A 23514-nucleotide genomic window follows, 5' to 3' on the forward strand; every position below is an offset into this window, starting at 1 on the left:
TCGCCCCTATATCCTGCTGTGACGCGAACTGAGGGAGAGAATAAAGGAGCACCCAATGCACCACAAGTCAGCATTTACCCCTACGAATTAGGTTTTTTCTGACATTCGTGCGCCAGAGTGACGAGCGGACGCGCCACACAGGTGCATCCGTCGACATTCCGGCTTCCACGAATCGCTCAATTCACACCCTTACGACGCCTGCGACATCGACCGGAAAAACCGGCTGCGCGCAATGAACTCGCCCACGAGACCGCGTCGGAACGCCAGCACGCAGATGATGAAGATCGCACCGATCACGATGGTCACGGATTCGCCGAGCGTCTGGAACCACGTCACGCCGGTCGCCGTCGCGAGCCAGTTACCGATATCGCCCAGCTTGTTCTCGAGCACGATGATCACCACCGCGCCTACCACCGGCCCGAGCATCGTGCCGAGACCGCCCACAAGCGTCATCAGAATCACCATGCCCGACATCGTCCAGTGAACGTCGGTGAGGGTCTCGAAGCCTAGCACCACCGTCTTGGTCGAACCGGCGAGCGCAGCGAGCGTGGCCGACAGCACAAACGCCAGCAGCTTGAAGCGGTCGACGTCATAACCCAACGAGATCGCGCGCGGCTCGTTCTCCTTGATCGCCTTGAGCACCTGACCGAACGGCGAATGCACGATGCGCATGATCAGCAGGAAACCCAGCGCGCAGATCGCGAGCACCACGTAGTACAGCGTGAGATCCGAGTCGAGCGGCAGCAGACCGAAGAGCGAGCCACGTGGCACGCCTTGCAGACCGTCTTCCCCGCCGGTGAACGGTGCTTGCAGACAGAAGAAGTACAGCATCTGCGCGAGCGCCAGCGTGATCATGGCGAAGTAGATACCCTGACGCCGGATCGCGAGCAAGCCGATCACCAGCCCCAGCACCGCCCCCGCAACCACGCCGGCGAGAATGCCGACCTCCGGCGTGAAGCCGAGATTGCGGATCGCATAGCCCGTCACATAACCGGCGCTACCGAAGAACGCAGCGTGACCGAACGACAGCAGGCCCGTGAAGCCGAGCAGCAAGTTGAAGGCGGCAGCGAACAGTGCGAAGCACAGCACCTTCATCACGAAGACCGGATACGCGCCGACAAACGGCGCGGCGATCAGCGCCAACAGCAGCAGGGAATACAGCACGCGTTGTTGCATCTGTTGTTGCATGGTTTCGTCCCTTACTTTTGTTTGCCGAACAGCCCGGCAGGGCGCAGCAGCAACACGATCACCATGATGAAGAACACCACGGTCGCCGACGCTTCCGGGTAGAACACCTTGGTGAAGCCTTCGATTACGCCGAGCATCAGCCCGGTGACGATCGAGCCCATGATGGAGCCCATGCCACCGATCACGACCACCGCGAACACGGTGATGATCATCGACTGGCCCATAAGCGGAGAGATCTGAATCACGGGCGCAGCGAGCACACCGGCGAATGCCGCCAGCGCTACGCCGAAGCCGTACGTCAGCGTGATCATGAGGGGCACGTTCACACCGAACGCTTCCACGAGCTTCGGGTTCTCCGTGCCAGCGCGCAGATACGCGCCGATCTTCGTCTTCTCGATGATGAACCACGTCGCGAAGCAGACGATGAGCGATGCCACCACCACCCACGCGCGATAGTTCGGCATGAACATGAAGCCGAGGTTGGTCGCACCGGACAGCGCGTCGGGCGCGTCGAACGGCTGACCGGACACGCCGTAGATCGAGCGGAACACGCCTTCGAGCACGAGCGTGATACCGAACGTCAGCAGCAGTCCGTAAAGATGATCGAGCTTGTAGATCCAGCGCAGCATGGTGCGCTCGATCACGATGCCGATGATGCCCACCGCAACGGGGGCGAGGATCAGCATGACCCAGTAATTGAGGCCGAGATAATTGCCGCCCATCCAGGCGAGCATGGCGCCCAGCATGAACAACGCGCCGTGCGCGAAGTTGATCACGTTGAGCAGACCGAAAATCACCGCCAGGCCGAGGCTCAGCATGGCGTAGAACGAGCCGTTCACCAGTCCCAGCAGCAGTTGGCTCAACAGCGCCGGCAGGGGGATGCCTAGAAAGTCCATCGAAATCGATTCTCTGGGAGAAACCTTGGAGAAAGGTCGCGACGGGACACGCGTCCCGTCGCTATCCGTGCATCGCTTGTTTGCGGCACCCTGCGGTGCCACCGACTTACGCTAACGAAGTGCTGCGCTTACTTCAGCTTGCAGGTCGATTCGGCTTCGGTCGTGAAAGCCTTGTCGCCCGGAATCGTTGCGACCACCTTGTAGTAGTCCCACGGCTCCTTCGATTCCTTCTTCGACTTCACTTGCATCAGGTACATGTCGTGGACCATCGTGCCGTCCTTACGGATGTAGCCCTTGGCAAACATGTCGTCGATCTTGATCTTGTGCAGCTGCTCCATGACCTTGTCGGCGTCTGTCGAACCCGCAGCCTGCACGGCCTTGAGGTACGTCATCGTGGCCGAGTAGTCACCCGCTTGCAGGCTCGACGGCATCTTCTTCATCTTGCCGAAGTAACGCGTGGCGAAGGCGCGGGAGTCCTTGTCCTTGTCCCAGTACCAGCTGTCGGTCAGGTACATGCCTTCCGTGTTATCCAGACCGAGCGAGTGAATATCGTTGATGAACACGAGCAGACCGGCGATCTGCATCTTGCCCTTGATACCGAATTCCTTCGCTGCCTTGATCGCGTTGATCGTGTCGCCACCGGCGTTGGCCAGACCCAGCACTTGCGCCTTCGACGCCTGCGCTTGCAGCAGGTACGACGAGAAGTCGGATGCGGACAGCGGGTGACGCACCTGCCCCACCACCGTGCCGCCGTTGGCCTTGACCACGTCGGAGGTCGACTTCTCCAGCGCGTGACCGAACGCATAGTCGGCGGTCAGGAAGAACCACGACTTGCCGCCCGCCTTCACCACGGCCGAGCCCGTACCGCGTGCGAGCGCGACGGTGTCGTACGCGTAGTGCACGCCGTACGGCTGGCACTGGTCGTTGGTCAGCGCGTCGGAGCCTGCGCCCACGTTGATGTAGACCTTCTTCTTCTCGGCGGAGACCTTGTTCATCGCCAGGCCGGTGCCCGAGTTGGTACCGCCGATGAGCATGTCTACACCGCCACGGTCAAACCATTCGCGCGCCTTCGACGCCGCGACGTCCGCCTTGTTCTGGTGATCGGCCGTGACCAGTTCGACCGGCTTGCCGAGGACCTTGCCGCCGAAGTCGGCGATGGCCATCTTGATGGCTTCTGCGCCGCCCTGTCCGTCGATGTCGGTGTACAGACCCGACATATCGGTAATGAAACCGATCTTCACCGTGTTGCCATCGGCGTGGGCCTGCGAGGCCATTGCCGCAAAACCAAACGCAGCCGCAACGGCCAACGCCTTCATCCGCATCGTCATCTTCGTCTCCTTCGTGGATTTGATCGCCTGGGTCCATCGCCCGGCACGCGTGCACGCCGGGTAGCTCACCTCATACGCCTAACAACTCGTGCAGCACCGGCATCTTCGTCTCCAGCTCCGGAGCACCGAAGCGCTCCACGATCTTGCCGTGCTCCATGACATAGAAGCGATCGGCCAGCGGAGCCGCAAAACGGAAATTCTGTTCCACCATCACGATGGTGTAGCCACGCGCTTTGAGCGTGGTGATCATGCGCGCAAGCGTCTGCACGATCACCGGCGCGAGGCCTTCGGAAATTTCGTCGAGCAACAGCAGATTTGCGCCCGTGCGCAGAATTCGCGCTACGGCGAGCATCTGTTGTTCGCCACCCGACAGGCGCGTGCCCTGACTGTGGCGGCGCTCTTTCAGGTTCGGGAACATGTCGTAGATCTCGTCGAGCGACATGCCGCGCCCGCCGTCTTCGCGACGATTGCCGCTCATGCCGATATACGGCGGCAGCAGCAGGTTTTCCTCGCACGACAGGCTCGCGAAAATGCCGCGCTCCTCAGGGCAATACCCCACGCCGTGATGAGCGACCTTATACGTCGGCAGATGAATCGTTTCTTCACCGGCAATGCGAATCGATCCCTGACGCTGACCGGTCAGGCCCATGATCGCGCGCAGCGTCGTGGTGCGCCCGGCCCCGTTGCGGCCGAGCAGCGTGACGACTTCGCCACGCCCGACCGTCAGGTCCACGCCGTGCAGGATGTGCGACTCGCCGTACCACGCCTGAAGCCCTTCGACTTCCAGCGCGGGCACGTTGCCGCCGTTCTTGCCACCCTGGTTGTTGCCGCCGTTACCGTACATAGCCGTCCTCACCCGTGGGCTCCCTGCATTTCGCCGTCCGCCGTGCCCATATAGGCTTCCATCACCTGCGGATTCTTCGAGACTTCGTGATACGGCCCTTCGGCGAGCACCTCGCCGCGCTGAAGCACGGTGATGGTGTCGGAGATACCGGCGATCACGTTCATGTTGTGCTCGACCATCAGAATCGTGCGTCCCGCCGACACCTTCTTGATGAGTGCCGTGACGCGATCAACGTCTTCGTGACCCATGCCTTGCGTGGGTTCGTCGAGCAACATTAGTTCGGGTTCCATAGCAAGTGTGGTGGCGATTTCCAGCGCGCGTTTGCGGCCGTACGGCAACTCCACGGTGAGCGTATGGGCGAATTCGGTGAGGCCGACTTCCGCGAGCAACTCCATGGCGCGCGCGTCGAGCTGACGCAGCGTGCGACTGCTGCTCCAGAAGTGGAACGCCGTGCCGAGATTGCGTTGCAGACCGATGCGCACGTTCTCGAGCACGGTGAGGTGCGGAAACACGGCAGATATCTGGAACGAGCGGATGATGCCGCGTCGTGCGATTTGTGCAGGCGCTTCACGGGTGATGTCTTCCCCGTTGAAGGTGATGGAGCCTGCACTGGGCACGAGGAATTTCGTGAGCAGGTTGAAGCAGGTGGTCTTGCCCGCACCGTTCGGCCCGATCAGCGCATGAATGGTGCCGCGCGCGACGCGCAGGTCGACCCCGTTCACGGCGGTGAAGCCACGGAACTCTTTGGTGAGCCCGCGGGTTTCGAGAATGTAATCGTTGTTCGCCATGTCTCCTGCCACATTCCTGGTTGGCGGTGCGAAGCGTCGTGTGCGCTTCAAACACCATCGTCTGTGACAACCGCAAGGCAGGCGGGTGACGCTATGGTTGGCGTCGTCCGCAAAGTGCCCCGCGTCCCAAAGGAAGCGCCGAATTCTTGGTTCGATCACTCATAGGGAAACGTTATTGTGTGTGGTTTGCTGCAACGCGATCATTGGGATTTGCACTAGGCTTCGCACCCCTCGAAACGCGCATGCTCACACGCGTTGCAGAACGTTCGGTCACATAGCACGCGACGATGCACCGCCCTTGTGCGACAAGGCTTTTGCGGCACATGCAAATGGGCGGGCGATAGCGAATATCGATGAGATACCGCACCGGGCACTCATCGATCTTGCGCGACATTAGGTATTACTACGTAAGTTTTGAGAAAGCGGCGGTAGGTCGTTAGCTGACGCGAACCTTACGCGCAGCGCGAATCATGTCGCTGGCGCGCTCCGCGATCATGATCGTCGGCGAGTTGGTGTTGCCAGAAGTGATCATCGGCATGACGGACGCATCCACCACGCGCAACCCCTGAACACCACGCACACGCAACTGCGGATCGACGACCGCATCGGGGTCGTCGTGACGTCCCATGCGGCACGTACCGACCGGATGGAAGATCGTCGTGCCGATGTCACCTGCCGCGCGCTTCAGGTCGTCGTCGCTCTGATACGACGGCCCCGGCAAATACTCGCGCGGCTCGTAACGCGCGAACGCCGGTGCGCCCACGATGCGGCGCGTGAGTTTGATGGCGTCTGCGGCCACGCGCAAGTCTTCTTCCGTCGACAGATAGTGCGGCGCGATGTTCGGTGCCACGCGCGCATCGGGAGACGCGAGATGCACATGACCGCGCGACGTCGGTCGCAGGTTGCACACCGACGCCGTGAACGCGTTGAACTTGTGCAGCGGCTCGCCGAACTTCTCCAGCGACAGCGGCTGCACGTGATATTCCAGATCGGGACGCGCCATGTCATCGCGACTGCGCGCAAACGCCCCGAGCTGCGACGGCGCCATGCTCATCGGTCCGCGCTGTGTGAACGCATATTGCATGCCGATCGACAGCTTGCCAAGCAGACTGTTCGCAGTGAGGTTGAGCGTCTTCGCGCCGCGCAGTTTGTACACCGTGCGCAATTGCAAATGGTCCTGCAAGTTCTCGCCGACAGCGGGCACATGCGACACGACATCGATGCCGAGATTGCGCAACCGCTCGCCATCGCCAATACCGGACACTTCGAGCAGATGTGGTGAATTAACCGCGCCCGCTGCAAGAATCGTCTCGATGTTCGCGAGCGCCACGAAGTCTTCGTTACCGCCGCGATACGCAACGCCTGTACAGCGCGTGCCGTCGAAAGTCAGACGACTCACGCTCGCGCCGGTAATCACCGTCAGATTCGGACGTTGCGACGCCGGTCGCAAGAAGCCCTTCGCCGCACTCCAGCGCACACCGCGCCGCTGATTCACTTCGAAGTAACCGATGCCGAAGTTATCGCCACGATTGAAGTCGTCGGTTTTGGGGATGCCGACCTGCTCGGCAGCGTCGGCAAACGAATCGAGCACGCGCCACGACAGCCGCTGTTTCTCGACGCGCCATTCGCCACCGCTGCCGTGAAACTCGGAGCTTCCGTTGTAGTGATCTTCGCTGCGCTTGAACAGCGGCAGCACGTTATCCCAGCGCCAACCGTCGTCGCCGGTCGCGTCGGCCCACACGTCGTAATCCTCGCGCTGACCGCGCATGTAGATCATGCCGTTGATCGACGAACTGCCGCCCAGCACCCGTCCGCGCGGATACGCGAGCGAGCGTCCGTTCAGCCCGGCTTCCGCTTGCGTGCGATACAGCCAGTCCGTGCGCGGGTTGCCGATGCAGTAGAGATAGCCGACGGGGATGTGAATCCAGTGATAGTCGTCCTTGCCGCCCGCTTCGAGCAGCAGCACGGAAACGTCCGGGTCTTGCGTGAGACGGTTCGCCAGCACACAGCCCGCTGACCCGGCCCCGACGATGATGTAATCGAAGCGCTCTTGCTTGTCGCTATGTTTGTCCGTCTGCTTGCTCATTCCCGCATGTCTCCGTCGATGGCGCGGCACTCGCCATAGTGCGGTGCCGACGCTGGTGCGGCACCCGAGTGAGGTGGACTGTCGCCACCCTCACCGGGTTCATTTTTGTCGTTGTAGTGCTTGCCGCGTCGCGATTTACTTCGCCACCGGCATCGTGAACTCCGCCCCCTTGCCGATGCTGTCGGGCCAGCGCTGCATCACGCTCTTGAAGCGCGTGTAGAAGCGAATGCCCTCTTCGCCATAGGCGTGATGATCGCCGAACAGCGAACGCTTCCATCCGCCGAACGACTGCCATGCCATCGGCACCGGTATCGGCACGTTGATGCCCACCATGCCGATCTTCACCTGACGCGAGAACGCACGCGCCACACCGCCGTCGCTCGTGAAACACGATACGCCGTTGCCGAACTCGTGGGCGTTGATCAGCTCGATGGCCGACGCCAGATCGGGCACACGCACAACGGCCAGTACCGGCCCGAAGATTTCGTCGCGATAGATCGTCATCTCGGTCGTCACGTGATCGAACAGCGTGCCGCCGAGGAAGAACCCTTGCTCGTGCCCCGGGACTTGCAGGCCGCGACCGTCGACGAGCAGCGTCGCCCCGGCGCTCACGCCTTCCGCAATATAGCCCTCGATCTTCGCCTTGTGGGCGGCGGTCACGACCGGTCCCATCTCCGAGGCGTCGTCCACGCCCGGCCCGACGCGCAGCGCCTTCACGCGCGGCACCAGTGCGTCGACCAGACGATCCGCCACCTGCCCCACGGCGACCGCCACCGAGATCGCCATGCAGCGCTCGCCAGCCGAGCCGTAGGCCGCGCCGATCAGGGCATCGACGGCCTGATCGAGATTCGCATCGGGCATCACCACGAGATGATTCTTCGCACCGCCGAGCGCCTGCACGCGCTTGCCGCGTCGCGTGCCTTCCGTGTAGATGTACTCGGCAATCGGCGTCGAGCCGACGAACGACAGGGCCTCGACGTCCGGGTGATCGAGCAGCGCATCCACGGCGACCTTGTCGCCCTGCACCACGTTGAACACGCCGTCCGGCAGCCCGGCTTCGCGCAGCAGATCGGCAATCAGCAGACTCGCCGACGGATCGCGCTCGGACGGCTTGAGCACGAACGTATTGCCGCAGGCGAGCGCAATCGGGAACATCCACATCGGCACCATCACCGGGAAGTTGAACGGCGTGATCCCCGCGCAGACGCCGACCGGCTGACGCAGATGCCAGTTATCGATGCCGCCGCCAATGTTGTCGCTGTGCTTGCCCATCAACAGATTCGGCGCACCGCACGCATACTCGACGATCTCGATGCCGCGCGTGACTTCGCCGCGTGCGTCGGAGAACACCTTGCCGTGTTCGCGGGTGATGATGCGGGCGAGTTCGTCCTGATGCTCGTCGAGCAGCGCCTTGAACTTGAACAGCACACGGGCGCGCTTGAGCGGGGCCGTCTCCGACCACGACGGCAGCGCCGCTTTCGCCGCCGCGACCGCTGCATTCACATCCTTCACGCTGGCCAGCGCCACGCGGGCGCTCACGGCCCCCTCGGCCGGATTGAAGACGTCGGCGAAGCGCTCGCCCTCACCGGCCACACGTTGGCCACCGATGAAGTGCTGGACGGTCGGAATATCAGCGTTGCTCATGTTCGTTTCCTGTGGATTTCGAGGCATCGGCACCGGCATTGTCACGCTCAGCGCCACGAGTAGCCCCAAGCGTACTGCCGCGACGGGCGGCAATCCAATGAGAAAAAATCAAAAGCAATATAAGATTCGCTTATATTGCTCCGGTGAAACGCCTGCTTTCGTCCGTCGTCCATGGAACTCGCTCATCTTCGCGCCTTCGTTGCCATCGCCCGTGAGGGCAATCTCACGCGTGCCGCCCAACGTCTGCATCTGACGCAACCCGCCGTGAGCCTTCAGGTGAAGGCCTTGCAGGAGACGCTGCGGCTTACGCTCTTCACGCGCACCGCGCAAGGGCTGGCGCTCACGCGGGACGGTCAGGCGCTGCTGCCGCTCGCCGAGCGCATGCTGGCCGCACTGACCGACCTTCAGCAGGCCGCCGGGGCATTACGGGATACCGTGCGCGGACGCCTGCGCATCGGCACCATCCTCGATCCCGAGTTCACGCGTCTGGGGGCGTTTCTCAAGCGTCTCGTGGAGTCGTATCCGCAGATCGAGACGGCCCTGCGTCACAGCATGTCGGGCGACGTGCTGCAACGGCTTGCGCGCAGCGAGCTGGACGTCGGCTTCTATATCGGCAGTCCCGACCCGACGCGCTTTCACGCGATTACCCTCACGCCCTTCTCCTATCAGGTGCTGGCACCCGCTGGCTGGCGCGAGCGCGTGTCCCGGCGCGGCTGGCGCGAACTGGCCGCCCTGCCGTGGATCTGGACACCGCCCGAATCGGCGCACAACCGTCTGCTGTCGGCGGTCTTCGGTGAAGCCGGGGCATCGCCCGTCAAGGTGGCGGAAGTGGATCAGGAGCCGTCGATGCTCGATCTCGTGAAGTCGGGCATCGGTCTGTCGCTGGTGCGCGACTCGATTGCGCTGCGCGAGGCGCGTGCGCACGGTCTGGTGATCGCCGACAGCGTGTCGGTGCCCACGGAACTCGCGTTCGTCACCCTCGCCTCCCGGCGCGAGGAGCCCGCTATTGCCGCCGCACTGCAACTGGTCACCGCCGTTTGGGCGTGAGTGGCCTGAGCCGAGTTCAGGGTAGGACGCAGGCATTTCACCCCGTCTCGCGACACCCTCGCATCGCAATTCCGGCGCATAATCCATGCCTGCTCAGGCCTTCACGCTCAAGACATTCGAAAAGGCCCATCTCCCCGCAATTCATTCCCACGACATGGCACGTCCCCCAATGGCCTGCCATGCCGGATCCTTTCTAAAGCTCTAGAATTTAATTCTCTCTTCGAGGAGTCGATCATGTCTGATGTGCGAATGGAACGCGATACCTTCGGCGAAATTGCCGTGCCTGCCGACCGTCTGTGGGGTGCGCAAACCCAGCGCTCGCTGCAAAACTTCAAGATTTCCACCGAGAAAATGCCGCGTGAACTCGTGCGCGCGCTCGCTCGTGTGAAGCGCGCAGCGGCCGAGGTCAACAAGGATCTGGGCGTGCTGGACGCAAAGAAGGCCGACGCGATCGTCAAGGCCGCCGACGAAGTCGTCGACGGCAAGCATGACGACGAATTCCCGCTCGCCGTGTGGCAGACCGGTTCGGGCACGCAGTCGAACATGAACATGAACGAAGTGCTCGCAAACCGCGCCAGCGAACTGCTCGGCGGCGTGCGTGGCGAAGAGCGCCTCGTGCATCCGAACGACGACGTGAACAAGGGCCAGTCGTCGAACGACGTCTTCCCGACCGCCATGAGCGTGGCCGCACTCGACGCCCTCGTGAACCACCTCAAGCCCAGCGTCGGTCAGCTGCGCGACACGCTGCATGCGAAAGCGCGCGCCTACGACGACATCGTCAAGATCGGCCGCACGCACTTGCAGGACGCCACGCCGCTCACGCTCGGTCAGGAAATCTCCGGCTGGGTGGCGCAGATCGACCACGGCCTGAAGCACGTCGACAACGCGCTGCCCCACGTCGCCGAACTCGCCCTCGGCGGCACGGCCGTCGGCACCGGTCTGAACGCGCACCCCGAATTCGCGAAGAAGGTGGCCGACGCGCTCGCCCGCGACACCGGCCTGCCGTTCGTCACCGCACCGAACAAGTTCGAAGCGCTCGCGGCCAACGACGCCATCGTCAACGCTCACGGTACGCTCAAGACGCTCGCCGCCAGCTTCATGAAGATCGCCAACGACGTGCGCTGGCTGGCCAGCGGCCCGCGTTGCGGCATCGGCGAGTTGCAGATTCCGGAAAACGAACCGGGCAGCTCGATCATGCCGGGCAAGGTCAACCCGACCCAATGCGAAGCCATGACGATGCTGTGCTGTCAGGTGCTGGGTAACGACGTCGCGATCAACATCGGCGGTTCGATGGGTAACTTCGAGCTGAACGTGTTCAAGCCGATGCTCATCCACAACTTCCTGCAAAGCGTGCGCGTGCTCGCAGACGGCGCGGTCAGCTTCAACGACAACTGCGCGATCGGGATCGAGCCGAATCGTGAACGCATCGGCACGCTGCTCGAAGAGTCGCTCATGCTCGTGACCGCGCTCAACCCGCACATCGGTTACGACAAGGCCGCGCAGATCGCAAAGAAGGCACACAAGGAAGGCACGACGCTCAAGGCATCCGCCCTGGCGCTAGGCCACGTCACGGCCGAGCAGTTCGACGCCTGGGTTCGCCCGGAGCAAATGGTCGGCAAGCGTTAAACACCTGACGCGTACCCTGCATTAACCGTCACCGCGCATGCCGATTTCGCCCCTGCCGCCGCTGCACTGCCTGATTGCGTTCGATGCCGCCGTGCGGCATGCGAACTTCACCCGGGCCGCGGCGGAACTCAACCTCACGCAAAGCGCCGTGAGTCGGCAGATCGCGCAGCTCGAAGAGTTTCTCGGGCGCGCGCTCTTCACACGCGAACATCGCACGCTGCGGCTGACGGTGGCCGGACAACGCTACGCCGAGCAGATTCAGCGTCTGCTCGGCGAATGCGCCGAAGCCACGGCCGACCTCATGAAACGACGCGGCGATCTGGAACTCACGGTCGCATGCTCGTCCGGAGTGGCCGTGCTCTGGATGACGCCGCAACTCATGCGCTTTCGCGCTGCACACCCCGACATCAAGATTCGCGTGATCGTGAAGGACGGCATCACGTCGCTCTCCGCATCCGAATTCGATCTCGGCGTGTACTACGTGCGTAACGACCTGCCGCCCGATTTCGCCGGACGCCGTCTGTTCGACGAGGAAGTCTTCCCCGTCTGCTCCCCCAGCTATCTCGACGGACGTCAGCTCACCCCCGCCGATCTCGTGAGCGAAACGCTGCTCTTCATCGAAGACGGTCAGCGCAAGTGGATGTCGTGGCCCGACTGGTTCGAGCTGCAAGGCGTGAGCGCGCCGAAATTCCCGCGCATGGTGAGCGCCAATTACTACCCGCTGCTCGTGCAGATGGCCATCGAAGGCGGCGGACTGGTGATGGGCTGGCGTCACATGATCGACCCGTGTCTCGACGCTGGTCTGCTCGTGCCCGCGTGCAACGCGTCGGCGAGTCTCGGCGGCGGCTACTACCTTGTCTGGCCTGCCGAGCGCCATGAGCATGCTGCAGCGCGAATTTTCCGCAACTGGATCTACTCGGAAACTCGTTTCCCATCATAGGGGTTACGTGATTTTCCAGAAGTTGCCATGCGCTACACGCATGGCAACATGCGGAATTATCGTTTTGCCTGTCATTTTGTCTGAACTACTTTCTGTCTTATCCGCGCACGTCCGGTTGCTGCCTTGGATTCCCATTGCCTGCGAACGAACGTGATCCGACAAAAAAGCAGGCGTATTACCGGCATGACGTGACAGCAAGACACGCAACGGACGCCACCCATCCTCCGGGAGACCCAGATGCAGGCGACCTACGCAGTGCCTCAAGACAACATGGCCCGTCAGCGCCGTCACGCGATCGTGGCGACGGTGATCGGCAACGGGCTTGAATGGTTCGACTTCACCGTCTATAGCTTCTTCGCCGCGATCATCGCGAAGCAGTTCTTCCCCACGGGCGACGACCTCTCGTCGTTCCTGCTGGCCGTGGCCACCTTCGGCGTGGGCTTCTTCATGCGCCCCGTCGGCGGCATCGTGCTCGGCATCTATTCCGACCGCGTGGGCCGCAAGGCTGCCCTCTCGCTCACCATCCTGTTGATGGCAGCGGGCACGGCCATGATCGGTCTGGCGCCGACGTACGACCAGATCGGACTCGCCGCACCGCTCATCATCGTGCTGGCCCGTTTGCTGCAAGGCTTCTCTGCTGGCGGCGAAATGGGCGGCGCAACCGCCTTCCTGACGGAATACGCACCGCCCAATCAACGCGCTTACTACTCCGCATGGATTCAATCGAGCATCGGCTTTGCCGTGCTGCTGGGTGCTGCCGTGGGCACGTTCGTGACGACCGAACTCGACAAGGCGTCGCTCGAATCGTGGGGCTGGCGTGTGCCGTTCATCGTCGGCATGCTGATCGGCCCGGTCGGTTTCTACATCCGTAACAAGATCGACGAAACGCCGACGTTCCAGAACGCAGAGAAGTCCGACACGCCGCTGCGCGACGTCTTCTCGCAATACCCCAAGGAAACGCTCGCGAGCTTCTCCATGGTCGTGCTGTGGACGATCTGCACCTACGTGCTGCTGTTCTACATGCCGACGTATGCCCAGCGCGTGCTGCATCTGCCCGCGTCGAACGGCTTCACCGCCGGTATGGTCGGCGGCGCCATGATCCTCGTGTTCGCCCCGGTCGTGGGACGTCTGGCGGACCGTCTTGGCCGTCGCCCTTTCCTGACGGGTTCGGCGCTGCTGATTCTGGTGCTCGCCTGGCCGATGTTCACGTACCTGAACGTGTCGCCGGGTCTGCAATCGCTGCTCACGTTCCAGATCGTGTTCGGTCTGCTGATCGCCTGCTACACCGGCCCGATCCTCGCCGCGTTCGCCGAGTTGTTCCCGGCGAAGGTGCTCTCGACCGGCCTGTCGGTGGCGTACAACTTCGCGGTCACGATCTTCGGCGGCTTCGCTGCGCTGATCATCACGTGGCTGATTGCCCGCACGGGCAGCAACATGGCTCCGGCGATCTACGTGATCGTCGCGGCGGCCATCAGTCTGGTCGGCACGTGCTTCGTCAAGCCGCTGCCAAAGACCGGCAAGGTCTGAGTTTCCCCTAAACAAGGCGCGCCCTGACCCGGCGCGCCTTGTGCTTTTTTCCAAGGAATTCCCCCATGTCCTCCACGACCGCACCTACGACCGTGACTTTGCTTCGCGGCGGCAACGTGCTCGACGCAGCCGCCGGACGCCTGCTCGAACGTCACGATGTGGCCATTGTTGGCAATCGCATTACGGCGGTGAGCGCCACGCCGCTCGACATCGCGGACGCCACGGTGATCAACGTCACCGGCAAGACCGTCATGCCCGGCATGATCGACTGCCACGTGCACGTGCTCGCCTCGCATCCGAACCTCGGCACCAACGCCAGCCAGCCGAACGTGCTGACCGTGCTCAAGTCGCTGCCGATCATGCAAGGCATGCTTAACCGCGGTTTCACCACCGTGCGCGACGCAGGCGGTGCCGACTGGGCGCTGCAACAAGCCATCGAACAAGGCGTGATCCCGGGTCCGCGCATTTTCCCGTCGGGCAAGGCGCTGTCGCAAACCGGCGGTCACGGCGACTTCCGTCCACGCAGCGACGTGCTTGAGCCCTGCTCGTGCGCGTTCCGTGCGGGTGCCATCGGCCGTGTGGTCGACGGCGTCGACCCGATTCGTCTCGCCGTGCGCGAAGAGATTCAGAAGGGCGCGACGCAGATCAAGCTGATGGCGTCGGGCGGCGTGGCATCGCCGGTCGATCCCATCGCCAACACGCAGTACTCGGAAGACGAAATCCGCGCAGCCGTGGCGGAAGCCGAAGCGGCACAGACTTATGTGATGGCCCACGCGTACACGCCGAAGGCCATCGCGCGTGCCGTGCGTTGCGGCGTGCGCACCATCGAGCACGGTAATCTGTGCGACGCCGAGACGGCGAAGCTCATGGCCGAGAAAGGCGCTTACGTAGTGCCGACGCTCGTGACCTACGACGCGCTCGCCAAAGACGGTGAATCGCTGGGCCTGCCGCCGGAATCCGTCGCCAAGGTGGAAAGCGTGCAACGCGCCGGTCGTGAATCGCTCGCGATCTACCGCGATGCTGGCGTGAAGATGGGCTTCGGCTCGGACCTGCTCGGCGACATGCACAAGTATCAGTCCGACGAACTGACGATTCGCGCCGACGTGCTGGGCGCGGCCGACACGCTGCGTTCGGCGACGGTGATCGGCGCGGAGATTCTGAACCGCGTGGGTGAGCTGGGCGTAATCGCCCCGGGCGCACTCGCCGACGTGCTGGTCGTCGATGGGAATCCGCTCGAATCGATCGATGTGCTGACGGGTCAGGGCGAGGCCATTCGCTGGGTCTTCAAGGACGGCAAGGTCGCCAAGCAACCGTAATCGCTTTACCGCTTCGTAAGCACAAGAAAACGCCGCGACGGGCATGACGTCGCGGCGTTTTTGCTTTTGGCGCGCGCGCTCGCTAGCCCCGACTTCAGAGCAAAAAGTAAAAGCGATACGCAAGTTGGGGGACTAGGCTCATCTCATAAACGTAGAGAACAAGGTCCCCCCGATGACAATCGTTCTGACGCCCCCATCACTACCTTTCGCGCCCCAGCTTTCAACGTCCAGCGCGAAAAGCAACGCCTCGCGGTCCGTCGTCGGTGACTGGATCGTTAGCGTCAAGCAGCAAAACGTCATGTCACTGAAGGAGGCCTGTGAAGTGCATTCGCTGGAGACGCTCCGAACGTCCATTACCGACGGGCTACGTGCGATAAGCAACGCGTGGAACGAGATCGAGAGCACGGTGAAGATCGATGCCGACGACATACCGCTGTCGAAGGAATTTGCGCCGATCAACGATCTCGTCGAGCGCGTGAGCGCGGCCTCACGCCATTACGGTGACGGTCTCGTCGCCATCGAACCTCTGATCGGAGGTCTGGAAAAAGCCATCGCGCGCATCTACCGCTCGCGTCAGTTACCGTGGGGCTCATGGCGGACGATCGGCTCACAAAAGACCCTTCCGGCGTGCGATGGACTCACCCCCAATGCCACCGCTGCGTTCACAGTCTTCTATCACTTCGAACATGCGGTGGATGACATCCTGGCGACATTACTCGCCGTTCAGTGTGTGGAAGCGCGAAGCGCCCCCATTCCGTTGGAGCCACTGCAGTACAACAACGACACGGCGCCTGGCGATGTGCCGAAAGACGAGGATCTGATCAACGCGCAACAGCTCGCCGTTGCCACCCGAAGGGCGGGACGCGCGCTGAACCAGATGCGACCGATCATCGACAACGCGCTAGTTCAGGCCTCGGCCGCCATGCCCCCGGAACGACGTCGATGGAAGCTAAGAATCGCCATTCTTGTCGGCCTTTTCATGCTGTCGGCCACGCTCATCGTCGCGACGATATTGCTGCCGCAGATGTTTCCGGCACTCGTGATCATCGGTGTCGCGCTGAAAATCGCATCGGGGCTTCTCAGCGGTCTCAGTCTCGTCAACAGCGTGTTCACCCTTGTCGCCTACCCACGTAATCCGGGTTGGGACGATATGTCGTCGTGCATCGTGAAAGTGCGGAATCTCTACGGATCGATGAACTTGCGAATTAGAGAACAACAGGACGCCGTGTGCGAGCGCGAAGAGGAAATGATGAATCGAAGGATCAGATATTGCGGCACCCAGATTGGGCTTGCCACAGGCAAACACGAGGACCTCATGAGCGAGATCGATCGTCTTAACGACGCGATGGCACACGCATCAATTTGATCGCAGTGCTGCCGTCCGTTTCACTCACCGTTTTACTTTTTGGATAAGCGACGTCATGCGAGAGATTTCCAATCAGAACCCGCCTCCACATCAGTACCCAACGTGTTCGCTGCCAGGCACAGTAGGACCGGCAGCGGACCCGTTCGTCAGACGTGCGACGCTGTTGTACCGCAACAATCAATTGCGGATGCACATGGCACAGGTCAAGCAGCTTCTCGCGAGCCAGGACTACGCGCGGCAGATGCTTGACCGACTCGAAGCCCAGGTTGAGCAACTGATGCGTCAACGCGCCTCGTCACAATCGGAAAGCCCGCGCACGACATCCCGCGCAGACTTTCGGGCGGAGATCGAGCGCTGCCAGACAGCGTTGGGTATGGAGACCGGACAACGGCCCCCGGGCACTGGGGATAGCGCCAGTCCTTCGGGGGGCCGACGCGTCACGCGTCAGTTATCGACGCGTAACGCGTGATTTACTTCTTCCAGCCCGGCGTGACGAATACCGAGCGGACGTCGTCGAGCGTTTGCGACACCGTCTCGCGGGCGCGTTCGGTGCCTGCGCGCAGCATGTCCCACACGTAGTCGGGATTCTTCGCGTATTCCTCGCGACGCTCGCGCATCGGACGCAGCATTTCCTGCAGACGCTCTTCCAGACGCGCCTTCACCTTCGAGTCGGCCAGACCGCCGCGCACGTAGTGGTCCTTGAGCGCTTGCAGGCCTGCCTTGTCTTCGTCGAAGGCGTCGAGATAGGCGAACGCGACGTTGCCTTCCAGATGCCCCGGGTCTTCGACCTTCAGGTGCAGCGGGTCCGTGTAGCACTTCTTCACGGCCGCGCGGATCTCGTCCGGCGAGGAGGAAATGTTGATGACGTTGCCGAGCGACTTGCTCATCTTCGCCTTGCCGTCGATGCCCGGCAGACGCCCGATCGGCGGCACGAGCGCCTTTGCTTCGGTGAGGATCTCGCGACCTGCCATGCGATTGAGGCGACGTGCGATTTCGTTCGTCTGCTCGATCATTGGCAACTGGTCTTCGCCCACGGGGACGAGCGTGGCGCGGAACGCGGTGATGTCCGCCGCCTGGCTCACGGGATACGTGAGGAAACCGGCCGGAATGTCGCGCTCGAAGTTGCGCAATGAGATTTCCTGCTTCACGGTCGGGTTGCGCTCCAGACGCGCCACCGTGACCAGATTCAGGTAGTAGAACGTGAGTTCGGTCAGTTCGGGCAGCCAGGTCTGCACGCAGATGGTCGTGACGTCCGGTTCGATGCCGACGGCCAGATAGTCGAGCGCCACCTCGGAGACGTTGCGGTGGACCTTGTCGCGGCCCTTGCCTTCGTCGTCGGTGTTATCGGTCAGCGCCTGAGCGTCGGCGACCAGAATGAATTGCTTGTACTCGTGCTGATACGCAACACGGTTCTTGAGACTACCGACATAGTGGCCCAGATGCAGCGGGCCCGTCGGACGGTCACCCGTGAGGATCACCTTGCGATCCGCAGGCGCCTTCGAAACACTCATTTTCCTCTCCGTAATCAAGCGTCGTTTCCGAATGGTAGCGCGTCGGCCCGATGACGGTACAGAAACCCCTTCCCGCAACACGTTGACGGCACGACCAAGCCGACGCTGACCGCACCATGAAAAACGGGGGCCGAAGCCCCGAAAACGAGAGAAAACATTGTTCTTTCCCCCGGGCATAGGAGCCTAACCGGGCACCGTCGCTAGCACCGAAAAGAAGCGTTCAAATCGAATAGCGCCGTCAGGCACGGGATATCAAGATTCGGCTCCCGGATGACATGTGCGCCGGGAAAACTCACTTACATGCGAAAGCAAGACGCGAAATCGACACCCCCGAGATCAACCTTGACACACACCTTTCGCACACAAGACTATTCGCGTCTGCTGGCGTCCCGCGCGGTTGGAGCGTCGATCCTTTGGATAGACTTCACATTGATTTTCGAAAGTCTCGCATTTCGTTGGGATGCCGATGCTGTAGTCATTGGACTAGCCATGACGTTCTACGGAGTTCCTGGCGTTCTCGCTGGCCCATGGATCGGTGCCTTCGTTGACCGTCATTGTCCCTGGGTCATGCTTCGTTGGAGCTACGTCATTCGCGCAGTCGCCGCGATAGCCCTTTTGCTCGCGCCTACGCTTCAGCTATTCCTGATTTGTGTGGCGATGAAAGGACTGGCCAATCTGATTCCTGGCCCAGCCGAACAGCAGTTGTTTCGCCGCCTGCTTTCCAATGACGCGCTTGCCGGAAACGCTAGCAAAGTTACCTTGATCGACCAGGTGGCCAAGCTCGTCGCGCCACTCATCGCCGCGATGCTAGCGGCATGGCATTTGCCAGGATTCGCAGTGTCTGCCGCACTTGGACTTGCGGGTGTCGTTCTACTTCCTGGACGCGAAGTGTCCACGAAGCAGGTCAGAGCCAACGTCCACAGACGTCCTGTGTGGGCAGTGTTCCATACCGTACTGCGGGACCACCCCCTTCTACGACGCGTATTCACCATTACGCTTTGCCAGGCATTCGTTTTGGGCTTTTACGACGCATTGTTAGCCCTGTTTCTCAAGGCGAGAGGCTATCCCGACGGCACATTTGGCAGCATCGTTGGATGTACCGCAGCGGGTGCCATCATTGGCTCACTAGCCTTCAAAAGTGCAATCAAACGATGCTCTCCGACCACCCTGCTAACTGTGTCATCGATACTCTTCGGCTTAACCGTACTGACGCCCGCAGCAATGGTGTTCGCACAAACCGAAGTGCCTGTCTTCGCAATGCTCTCATTGTGGATCGGCAACGGATTCGGGTACGGGCTGGGGGTCATGTTGGTGATGCTCATGTTCCAACAATATTGTCCGCGCGAAGTATTGGGAACGGTCACGTCCACGGGCAGAAGCCTACAATTGCTTCTGATGATAGTCGCGCCTCTGCTCGGGGGCGCTCTATCAAACGTGACTAGCATTGAGTTTGTTTTCTTGTGCTCAGGCATGACCGCCATCGGCCTTGGGATATTTGCCCGAATGGTCCCGATCTCACGCACTCCATCGGCCCACTAAGCCCCCGTCCCTACACCCGTCAGGTGTCACTAGAGTGAGCGGCGCGACCAACAAAAAAACGACGGTGGAACAGCGACTCGTATCGCTTGCGCCACCGCCGTTCTCTTCTCAAAGCAAATCATTCCTGCTGCGAACAGCGAAAATGATTCTGGTACTTACCGCGACGTCACCACCGGAATGCCTTTGAGCGACTTGCCGCTGCTGCGGGCGTGAGCGAGGGCCTGTTCGACGGCGTCGCCAGTGGCCGGGGTCACGCCCAGACGGCCCGCAATCGTCACTTCCACGCGCTTGGCCATCGCCAGGTTCGCCAGCTTCACGTGCCCGTAGCCACGGATCTTCGCCGGGGCTTCGGCCAGCGCAATCGCGTCGGCCAGCGTGTCGGCCGAGAGACCGGCCAGCACTCGCTCGATCGTCGTGCGGTAGTCGGCGATCAGCTGACGCTCCATGCGGCGCTCCAGCGTATAACCGAAGACGTCGAGCGCACCGCCACGCAGACCACGCAGCTTCGCCATACCGCGCAGCACCGGCCACAGCCACGGTCCGATCGTCACTTTCTTCGGCACACCGCCGTCCTTGCCACGGGCGATGAGCGGCGGCGCCATGTGGAACTCCAGACGGAAGTCGCTGCCCGGCTTGCCTTCGAACGTCTCACCCAACGCATCGGTAAACGTCGTGGCCGCGTACAGACGCGCCACTTCGTACTCGTCCTTGTAAGCCATCAGACGCGAGAGCTGTTGCGCCACTGCGCGCGACAGACGTCCCGCCGAACCAGCCACACGCGTTTCCGCATCGACCACCTGCTTCACGAACGCCGTGAATTGTGATGCGTATGCCGCGCTCTGGTACTGCGTCAGCAAGTCCACACGATGTGCCACGAGCGCGTCGAACGTCATGTCGTCGGCGACCGGCGCATGCATCGGTGCATGCGTCGCCTTCGCAGTCGTTTCCGTCAGCGCAGTAGGATCGCCTGCGGCAAGACGACCAATCGCCAGCGCGAGATGATTCATCGGTACGGCCACGTTGTTCAACTCGATGGCGCGTTGCAGCGCATGTAGCGAGACCGGCACCAGACCCAACTGCCACGCGTAGCCCAGCATGATGATGTTCGAGCCCATCGTGTCGCCGAGGAAGCGCTGTGCGAGGGCTTGTGCATCGCAGGCGTCGAGCTTGTCGTTGCCCGCCGCGTGACGCATCTTCTCCAGCAGCGCACCCGCGTGCAGATTCGCATCCGGGTTCTGCACGAAGGTCGCGTTCGGAATGGCGTGCGTGTTGACGACCACGCGCGTGCGGTCGCGGCGCACCGTCTGCAACGCATCGGCACTCGCGCCCACCACCATGTCGCACGCGAGCAGCACGTCGGCCTGCTGCGTGTCGATACGCACCTGATTGAGCGCTTGCGGCGTGTTCGCGAATCGCACGAACGACAGCACGGCACCGCCCTTTTGCGCGAAGCCCATGAAGTCGAGCACCGACGCGCTCTTGCCTTCCAGATGCGCAGCCATCGTGATCAGCGCGCCGATCGTCACCACGCCCGTGCCGCCCACGCCCGTGACCATGATGTCGAACGGTGCATCGCCTGCGAGCGCCACCGGCTGCGGCAGCGCGTTCAGACGTCCCTCGAAAGCGGCCTGATCGAATGCTGCGGCCAGCGCCTTCTTCAACTGTGCGCCCTTGACCGACACGAAGCTCGGGCAGAAGCCGTCCACGCAGGAGAAGTCCTTGTTGCACGACGACTGATCGATGCGACGCTTGCGTCCCATCGCCGTTTCCACCGGTTCGACCGACAGGCAGTTCGACGCCACGCCACAATCGCCGCAGCCTTCGCAAACGGCTTCGTTGATGAACAGACGTCGATCCGGATTCGGGAATTCGTTTTTCTTGCGACGGCGACGCTTCTCGGCGGCACACGTCTGATCGTAGATCAGCACCGTCGCGCCGGGAATCTCGCGCAATTCGCGCTGCACGGCGTCGAGTTCGCTGCGGTGATGGAACGTCGTGCCCTTCGGGAATTGCCCTTCGTGGCCGATGTACTTCTCCGGCTCGTCGCTCACCACGACCAGCTTGGCGATGCCTTCGGCCTCCACCTGACGTGCGATCTGCGGCACCGAGATGGAACCGTCGACCGGCTGTCCGCCCGTCATCGCCACGGCGTCGTTGTAGAGGATCTTGTACGTGATGTTCGCCTTCGACGCGACCGCCTGACGAATCGCCAGCAGCCCCGAGTGGAAGTACGTGCCGTCGCCCAGATTCTGGAAGACATGCGGACGCTTCGTGAAGTGCGAATGCGCCGCCCAGTCCACGCCCTCGCCGCCCATCTGGATCAGCCCGGTCGTGTCGCGATCCATCCACGACGCCATGAAGTGACAGCCGATGCCCGCCTGCGCGATGGACCCCTCGGGCACCTTCGTCGACGTGTTGTGCGGACAGCCCGAGCAGAAGTACGGCACGCGACGCACGCCGTCGGCCGCATTCGACAGGATGTCGTGCGCCACGAGATCGACCACGCGCTCACGACGATCCAGCGCCGGACGATGCTTCGCCAGCCAGTCGGCAAACACCGGCAGCACGCGCGACGGACGCAGCTCGCCCAGCGCGGAGAGCAGCGTACGGCCTTCGGCGTCGGTCTTGCCGAGCACGACGGGACGCGTGCCCGTGGTGCGGTTGTACAGGTACTGCTTGATCTGCTGCTCGACGACCGGTCCCTTCTCCTCGATGACGAGGATTTCCTTCAGCCCGGCGACGAAAGTGTTCAGACGCGACATGTCCAGCGGGAACGACAGCCCCACCTTGTAGATGCGCACACCGGCCGCCGCGAGGTCGTCGACGGTGATGTCCAGACGGCGCAACGTCTCCATCAGATCCAGATGCGCCTTGCCGCACGTCACGATGCCGATGTCGGCCTCGGGCGCCGGAGCAATCCACTTGTCGATGCTATTCACGCGCGAGAAGGCGCGCACGGCATCGAGCTTGTCCGCCAGACGCGCTTCGAGCGCCAGACTCGGCAGATCGGGCCAGCGATTGTGCAGACCGCCCGCCGGTGCCACGTAGTCGAGCGGCTCGGCCCAGTCGGTACGGATCTTGTCGAGATCGACGGTGCCGCGCGACTCGACCGTCTCGGAGATGGCCTTGAGGCCCGCCCATGCGCCGGAGAAACGCGACAGCGCGTAGCCATACAGACCGAACTCGACCAGTTCGCCGATATCGGCCGGATTGAGCACCGGCATGCTCCACGACATCATCGTGAAGTCGCTCTGATGCGGCATCGACGACGACACGCAACCGTGATCGTCACCCGCCACCACCAGCACGCCGCCATGACGCGATGCGCCGTACGCGTTGCCATGCTTGAGCGCATCGCCCGCGCGGTCAACGCCCGGGCCCTTGCCGTACCACATGCCGAACACACCCTCGACGGTGCGCTCGGGGTCCGCTTCCACGCGCTGCGTGCCCATGACGGCCGTACCGCCCAGTTCCTCGTTGATCGCAGGCAGGAACTTGACGCTCGCCGCATCGAGCAGCTTCTTCGCCTTCCACAACTGCTGGTCCACGCCGCCCAGTGGCGAGCCGCGATAACCGCTGATGAAGCCAGCCGTGTTCAGGCCGCGCGCGGCATCCAACTGGTGCTGCATCAGCAGGATGCGCACCAGCGCCTGCGTACCGGTCAGGAAAATCTGACCGCTACGCGCGGTGAGCGCGTCGGAGAGCTGGTAATCGGGATGGGCCAGGGGGTTGGCCGTGGGCGACGCAAGGGCGGCGCGCATGGGGGCATTCATCGGGTATCTCCTGATCCCCGCGCCCGGTGGGCAACGTCGTCGCTATGTCGACGCGCCAGCGGTGCTTCGGGGGCATTTGTTCTGTTCGTCTCGAC

Annotated in this window: 16 protein-coding genes; 7 read left to right on the forward strand and 9 right to left on the reverse strand. The window is 62.4% G+C overall.

Going from position 1 to position 23514, the window contains the following annotated elements:
* Window positions 1-189: 189 nt before the first annotated feature.
* The 7 genes from ACIQWO_RS09560 to ACIQWO_RS09590 form a co-directional block, all read right to left on the reverse strand.
* The gene (locus ACIQWO_RS09560; protein WP_402822471.1) at window positions 190-1188 is read right to left on the reverse strand and encodes a branched-chain amino acid ABC transporter permease; all 999 of its coding nucleotides are present in this window, start codon (window positions 1186-1188) and stop codon (window positions 190-192) included.
* A gap of 11 nt (window positions 1189-1199) precedes the next feature.
* Window positions 1200-2084, reverse strand: coding sequence for a branched-chain amino acid ABC transporter permease (locus ACIQWO_RS09565; RefSeq protein ID WP_402822473.1), 885 nt, complete (start codon window positions 2082-2084; stop codon window positions 1200-1202).
* A 128-nt stretch (window positions 2085-2212) separates the two neighbouring features.
* Window positions 2213-3406 (reverse strand): ABC transporter substrate-binding protein, encoded by a 1194-nt coding sequence (locus ACIQWO_RS09570; protein WP_402823883.1) that lies wholly within the window; start codon window positions 3404-3406, stop codon window positions 2213-2215.
* 76 nt (window positions 3407-3482) lie between these two features.
* A complete protein-coding gene (locus ACIQWO_RS09575; RefSeq protein ID WP_039394148.1) occupies window positions 3483-4256 on the reverse strand; it encodes an ABC transporter ATP-binding protein in 774 nt (257 codons plus the stop codon).
* 8 nt (window positions 4257-4264) lie between these two features.
* A complete protein-coding gene (locus tag ACIQWO_RS09580) occupies window positions 4265-5044 on the reverse strand; it encodes an ABC transporter ATP-binding protein (protein ID WP_046290222.1) in 780 nt (259 codons plus the stop codon).
* 436 nt (window positions 5045-5480) lie between these two features.
* Window positions 5481-7130, reverse strand: coding sequence for a GMC family oxidoreductase (locus tag ACIQWO_RS09585; protein ID WP_402822478.1), 1650 nt, complete (start codon window positions 7128-7130; stop codon window positions 5481-5483).
* A 135-nt stretch (window positions 7131-7265) separates the two neighbouring features.
* A complete protein-coding gene (locus ACIQWO_RS09590) occupies window positions 7266-8774 on the reverse strand; it encodes a CoA-acylating methylmalonate-semialdehyde dehydrogenase (RefSeq protein WP_402822481.1) in 1509 nt (502 codons plus the stop codon).
* A gap of 171 nt (window positions 8775-8945) precedes the next feature.
* On the opposite strand from ACIQWO_RS09590, the gene ACIQWO_RS09595 reads away from it, so the two are divergent.
* The 6 genes from ACIQWO_RS09595 to ACIQWO_RS09620 all read left to right on the forward strand — a co-directional run bounded on the left by ACIQWO_RS09595 (window position 8946) and on the right by ACIQWO_RS09620 (window position 16596).
* Window positions 8946-9821 (forward strand): LysR family transcriptional regulator, encoded by an 876-nt coding sequence (locus ACIQWO_RS09595; RefSeq protein WP_402822484.1) that lies wholly within the window; start codon window positions 8946-8948, stop codon window positions 9819-9821.
* A 231-nt stretch (window positions 9822-10052) separates the two neighbouring features.
* Window positions 10053-11447, forward strand: coding sequence for a class II fumarate hydratase (gene fumC / locus ACIQWO_RS09600; RefSeq protein WP_402823886.1), 1395 nt, complete (start codon window positions 10053-10055; stop codon window positions 11445-11447).
* Between the two features lie 37 nt (window positions 11448-11484).
* Window positions 11485-12387: a LysR substrate-binding domain-containing protein gene (locus tag ACIQWO_RS09605; protein ID WP_402822487.1), complete on the forward strand. Its 903-nt coding sequence runs from the start codon at window positions 11485-11487 to the stop codon at window positions 12385-12387.
* A gap of 237 nt (window positions 12388-12624) precedes the next feature.
* Window positions 12625-13914, forward strand: coding sequence for an MFS transporter (locus tag ACIQWO_RS09610; RefSeq protein WP_402822490.1), 1290 nt, complete (start codon window positions 12625-12627; stop codon window positions 13912-13914).
* Window positions 13915-13979: 65 nt separating this feature from the next.
* Window positions 13980-15230, forward strand: a complete 1251-nt coding sequence (locus tag ACIQWO_RS09615; protein WP_402822493.1) for an amidohydrolase family protein — start codon at window positions 13980-13982, stop codon at window positions 15228-15230.
* Between the two features lie 298 nt (window positions 15231-15528).
* Window positions 15529-16596, forward strand: a complete 1068-nt coding sequence (locus ACIQWO_RS09620) for a hypothetical protein (protein WP_402822496.1) — start codon at window positions 15529-15531, stop codon at window positions 16594-16596.
* Between the two features lie 470 nt (window positions 16597-17066).
* On the opposite strand, the gene trpS is transcribed toward ACIQWO_RS09620, so the two are convergent.
* A complete protein-coding gene (gene trpS, locus ACIQWO_RS09625) occupies window positions 17067-18107 on the reverse strand; it encodes a tryptophan--tRNA ligase (protein ID WP_402822499.1) in 1041 nt (346 codons plus the stop codon).
* Window positions 18108-18449: 342 nt separating this feature from the next.
* Between trpS and ACIQWO_RS09630 the strand changes: the two genes are divergently transcribed.
* A complete protein-coding gene (locus ACIQWO_RS09630; RefSeq protein WP_402822502.1) occupies window positions 18450-19646 on the forward strand; it encodes an MFS transporter in 1197 nt (398 codons plus the stop codon).
* Window positions 19647-19801: 155 nt separating this feature from the next.
* Here ACIQWO_RS09630 and ACIQWO_RS09635 read toward each other — a convergent pair whose 3' ends face one another.
* Window positions 19802-23419: an indolepyruvate ferredoxin oxidoreductase family protein gene (locus ACIQWO_RS09635; RefSeq protein ID WP_402822505.1), complete on the reverse strand. Its 3618-nt coding sequence runs from the start codon at window positions 23417-23419 to the stop codon at window positions 19802-19804.
* Between the last annotated feature and the right edge of the window lie 95 nt (window positions 23420-23514).

It is taken from the genome of Pandoraea sp. NPDC090278 (assembly GCF_044772185.1).
Classification (GTDB): Bacteria; Pseudomonadota; Gammaproteobacteria; order Burkholderiales; family Burkholderiaceae; genus Pandoraea.

Bases quoted from the DNA above. Each gene is read 5' to 3' on its own strand.
- ACIQWO_RS09560 (WP_402822471.1), bottom strand. From the start codon at position 1,188: ATGCAACAACAGATGCAACAACGCGTGCTGTATTCCCTGCTGCTGTTG.
- ACIQWO_RS09565 (WP_402822473.1), bottom strand. From the start codon at position 2,084: ATGGACTTTCTAGGCATCCCCCTGCCGGCGCTGTTGAGCCAACTGCTG.
- ACIQWO_RS09570 (WP_402823883.1), bottom strand. From the start codon at position 3,406: ATGCGGATGAAGGCGTTGGCCGTTGCGGCTGCGTTTGGTTTTGCGGCA.
- ACIQWO_RS09575 (WP_039394148.1), bottom strand. From the start codon at position 4,256: ATGTACGGTAACGGCGGCAACAACCAGGGTGGCAAGAACGGCGGCAAC.
- ACIQWO_RS09580 (WP_046290222.1), bottom strand. From the start codon at position 5,044: ATGGCGAACAACGATTACATTCTCGAAACCCGCGGGCTCACCAAAGAG.
- ACIQWO_RS09585 (WP_402822478.1), bottom strand. From the start codon at position 7,130: ATGAGCAAGCAGACGGACAAACATAGCGACAAGCAAGAGCGCTTCGAT.
- ACIQWO_RS09590 (WP_402822481.1), bottom strand. From the start codon at position 8,774: ATGAGCAACGCTGATATTCCGACCGTCCAGCACTTCATCGGTGGCCAA.
- ACIQWO_RS09595 (WP_402822484.1), top strand. From the start codon at position 8,946: ATGGAACTCGCTCATCTTCGCGCCTTCGTTGCCATCGCCCGTGAGGGC.
- ACIQWO_RS09605 (WP_402822487.1), top strand. From the start codon at position 11,485: ATGCCGATTTCGCCCCTGCCGCCGCTGCACTGCCTGATTGCGTTCGAT.
- ACIQWO_RS09610 (WP_402822490.1), top strand. From the start codon at position 12,625: ATGCAGGCGACCTACGCAGTGCCTCAAGACAACATGGCCCGTCAGCGC.
- ACIQWO_RS09615 (WP_402822493.1), top strand. From the start codon at position 13,980: ATGTCCTCCACGACCGCACCTACGACCGTGACTTTGCTTCGCGGCGGC.
- ACIQWO_RS09620 (WP_402822496.1), top strand. From the start codon at position 15,529: ATGTCACTGAAGGAGGCCTGTGAAGTGCATTCGCTGGAGACGCTCCGA.
- trpS (WP_402822499.1), bottom strand. From the start codon at position 18,107: ATGAGTGTTTCGAAGGCGCCTGCGGATCGCAAGGTGATCCTCACGGGT.
- ACIQWO_RS09635 (WP_402822505.1), bottom strand. From the start codon at position 23,419: ATGAATGCCCCCATGCGCGCCGCCCTTGCGTCGCCCACGGCCAACCCC.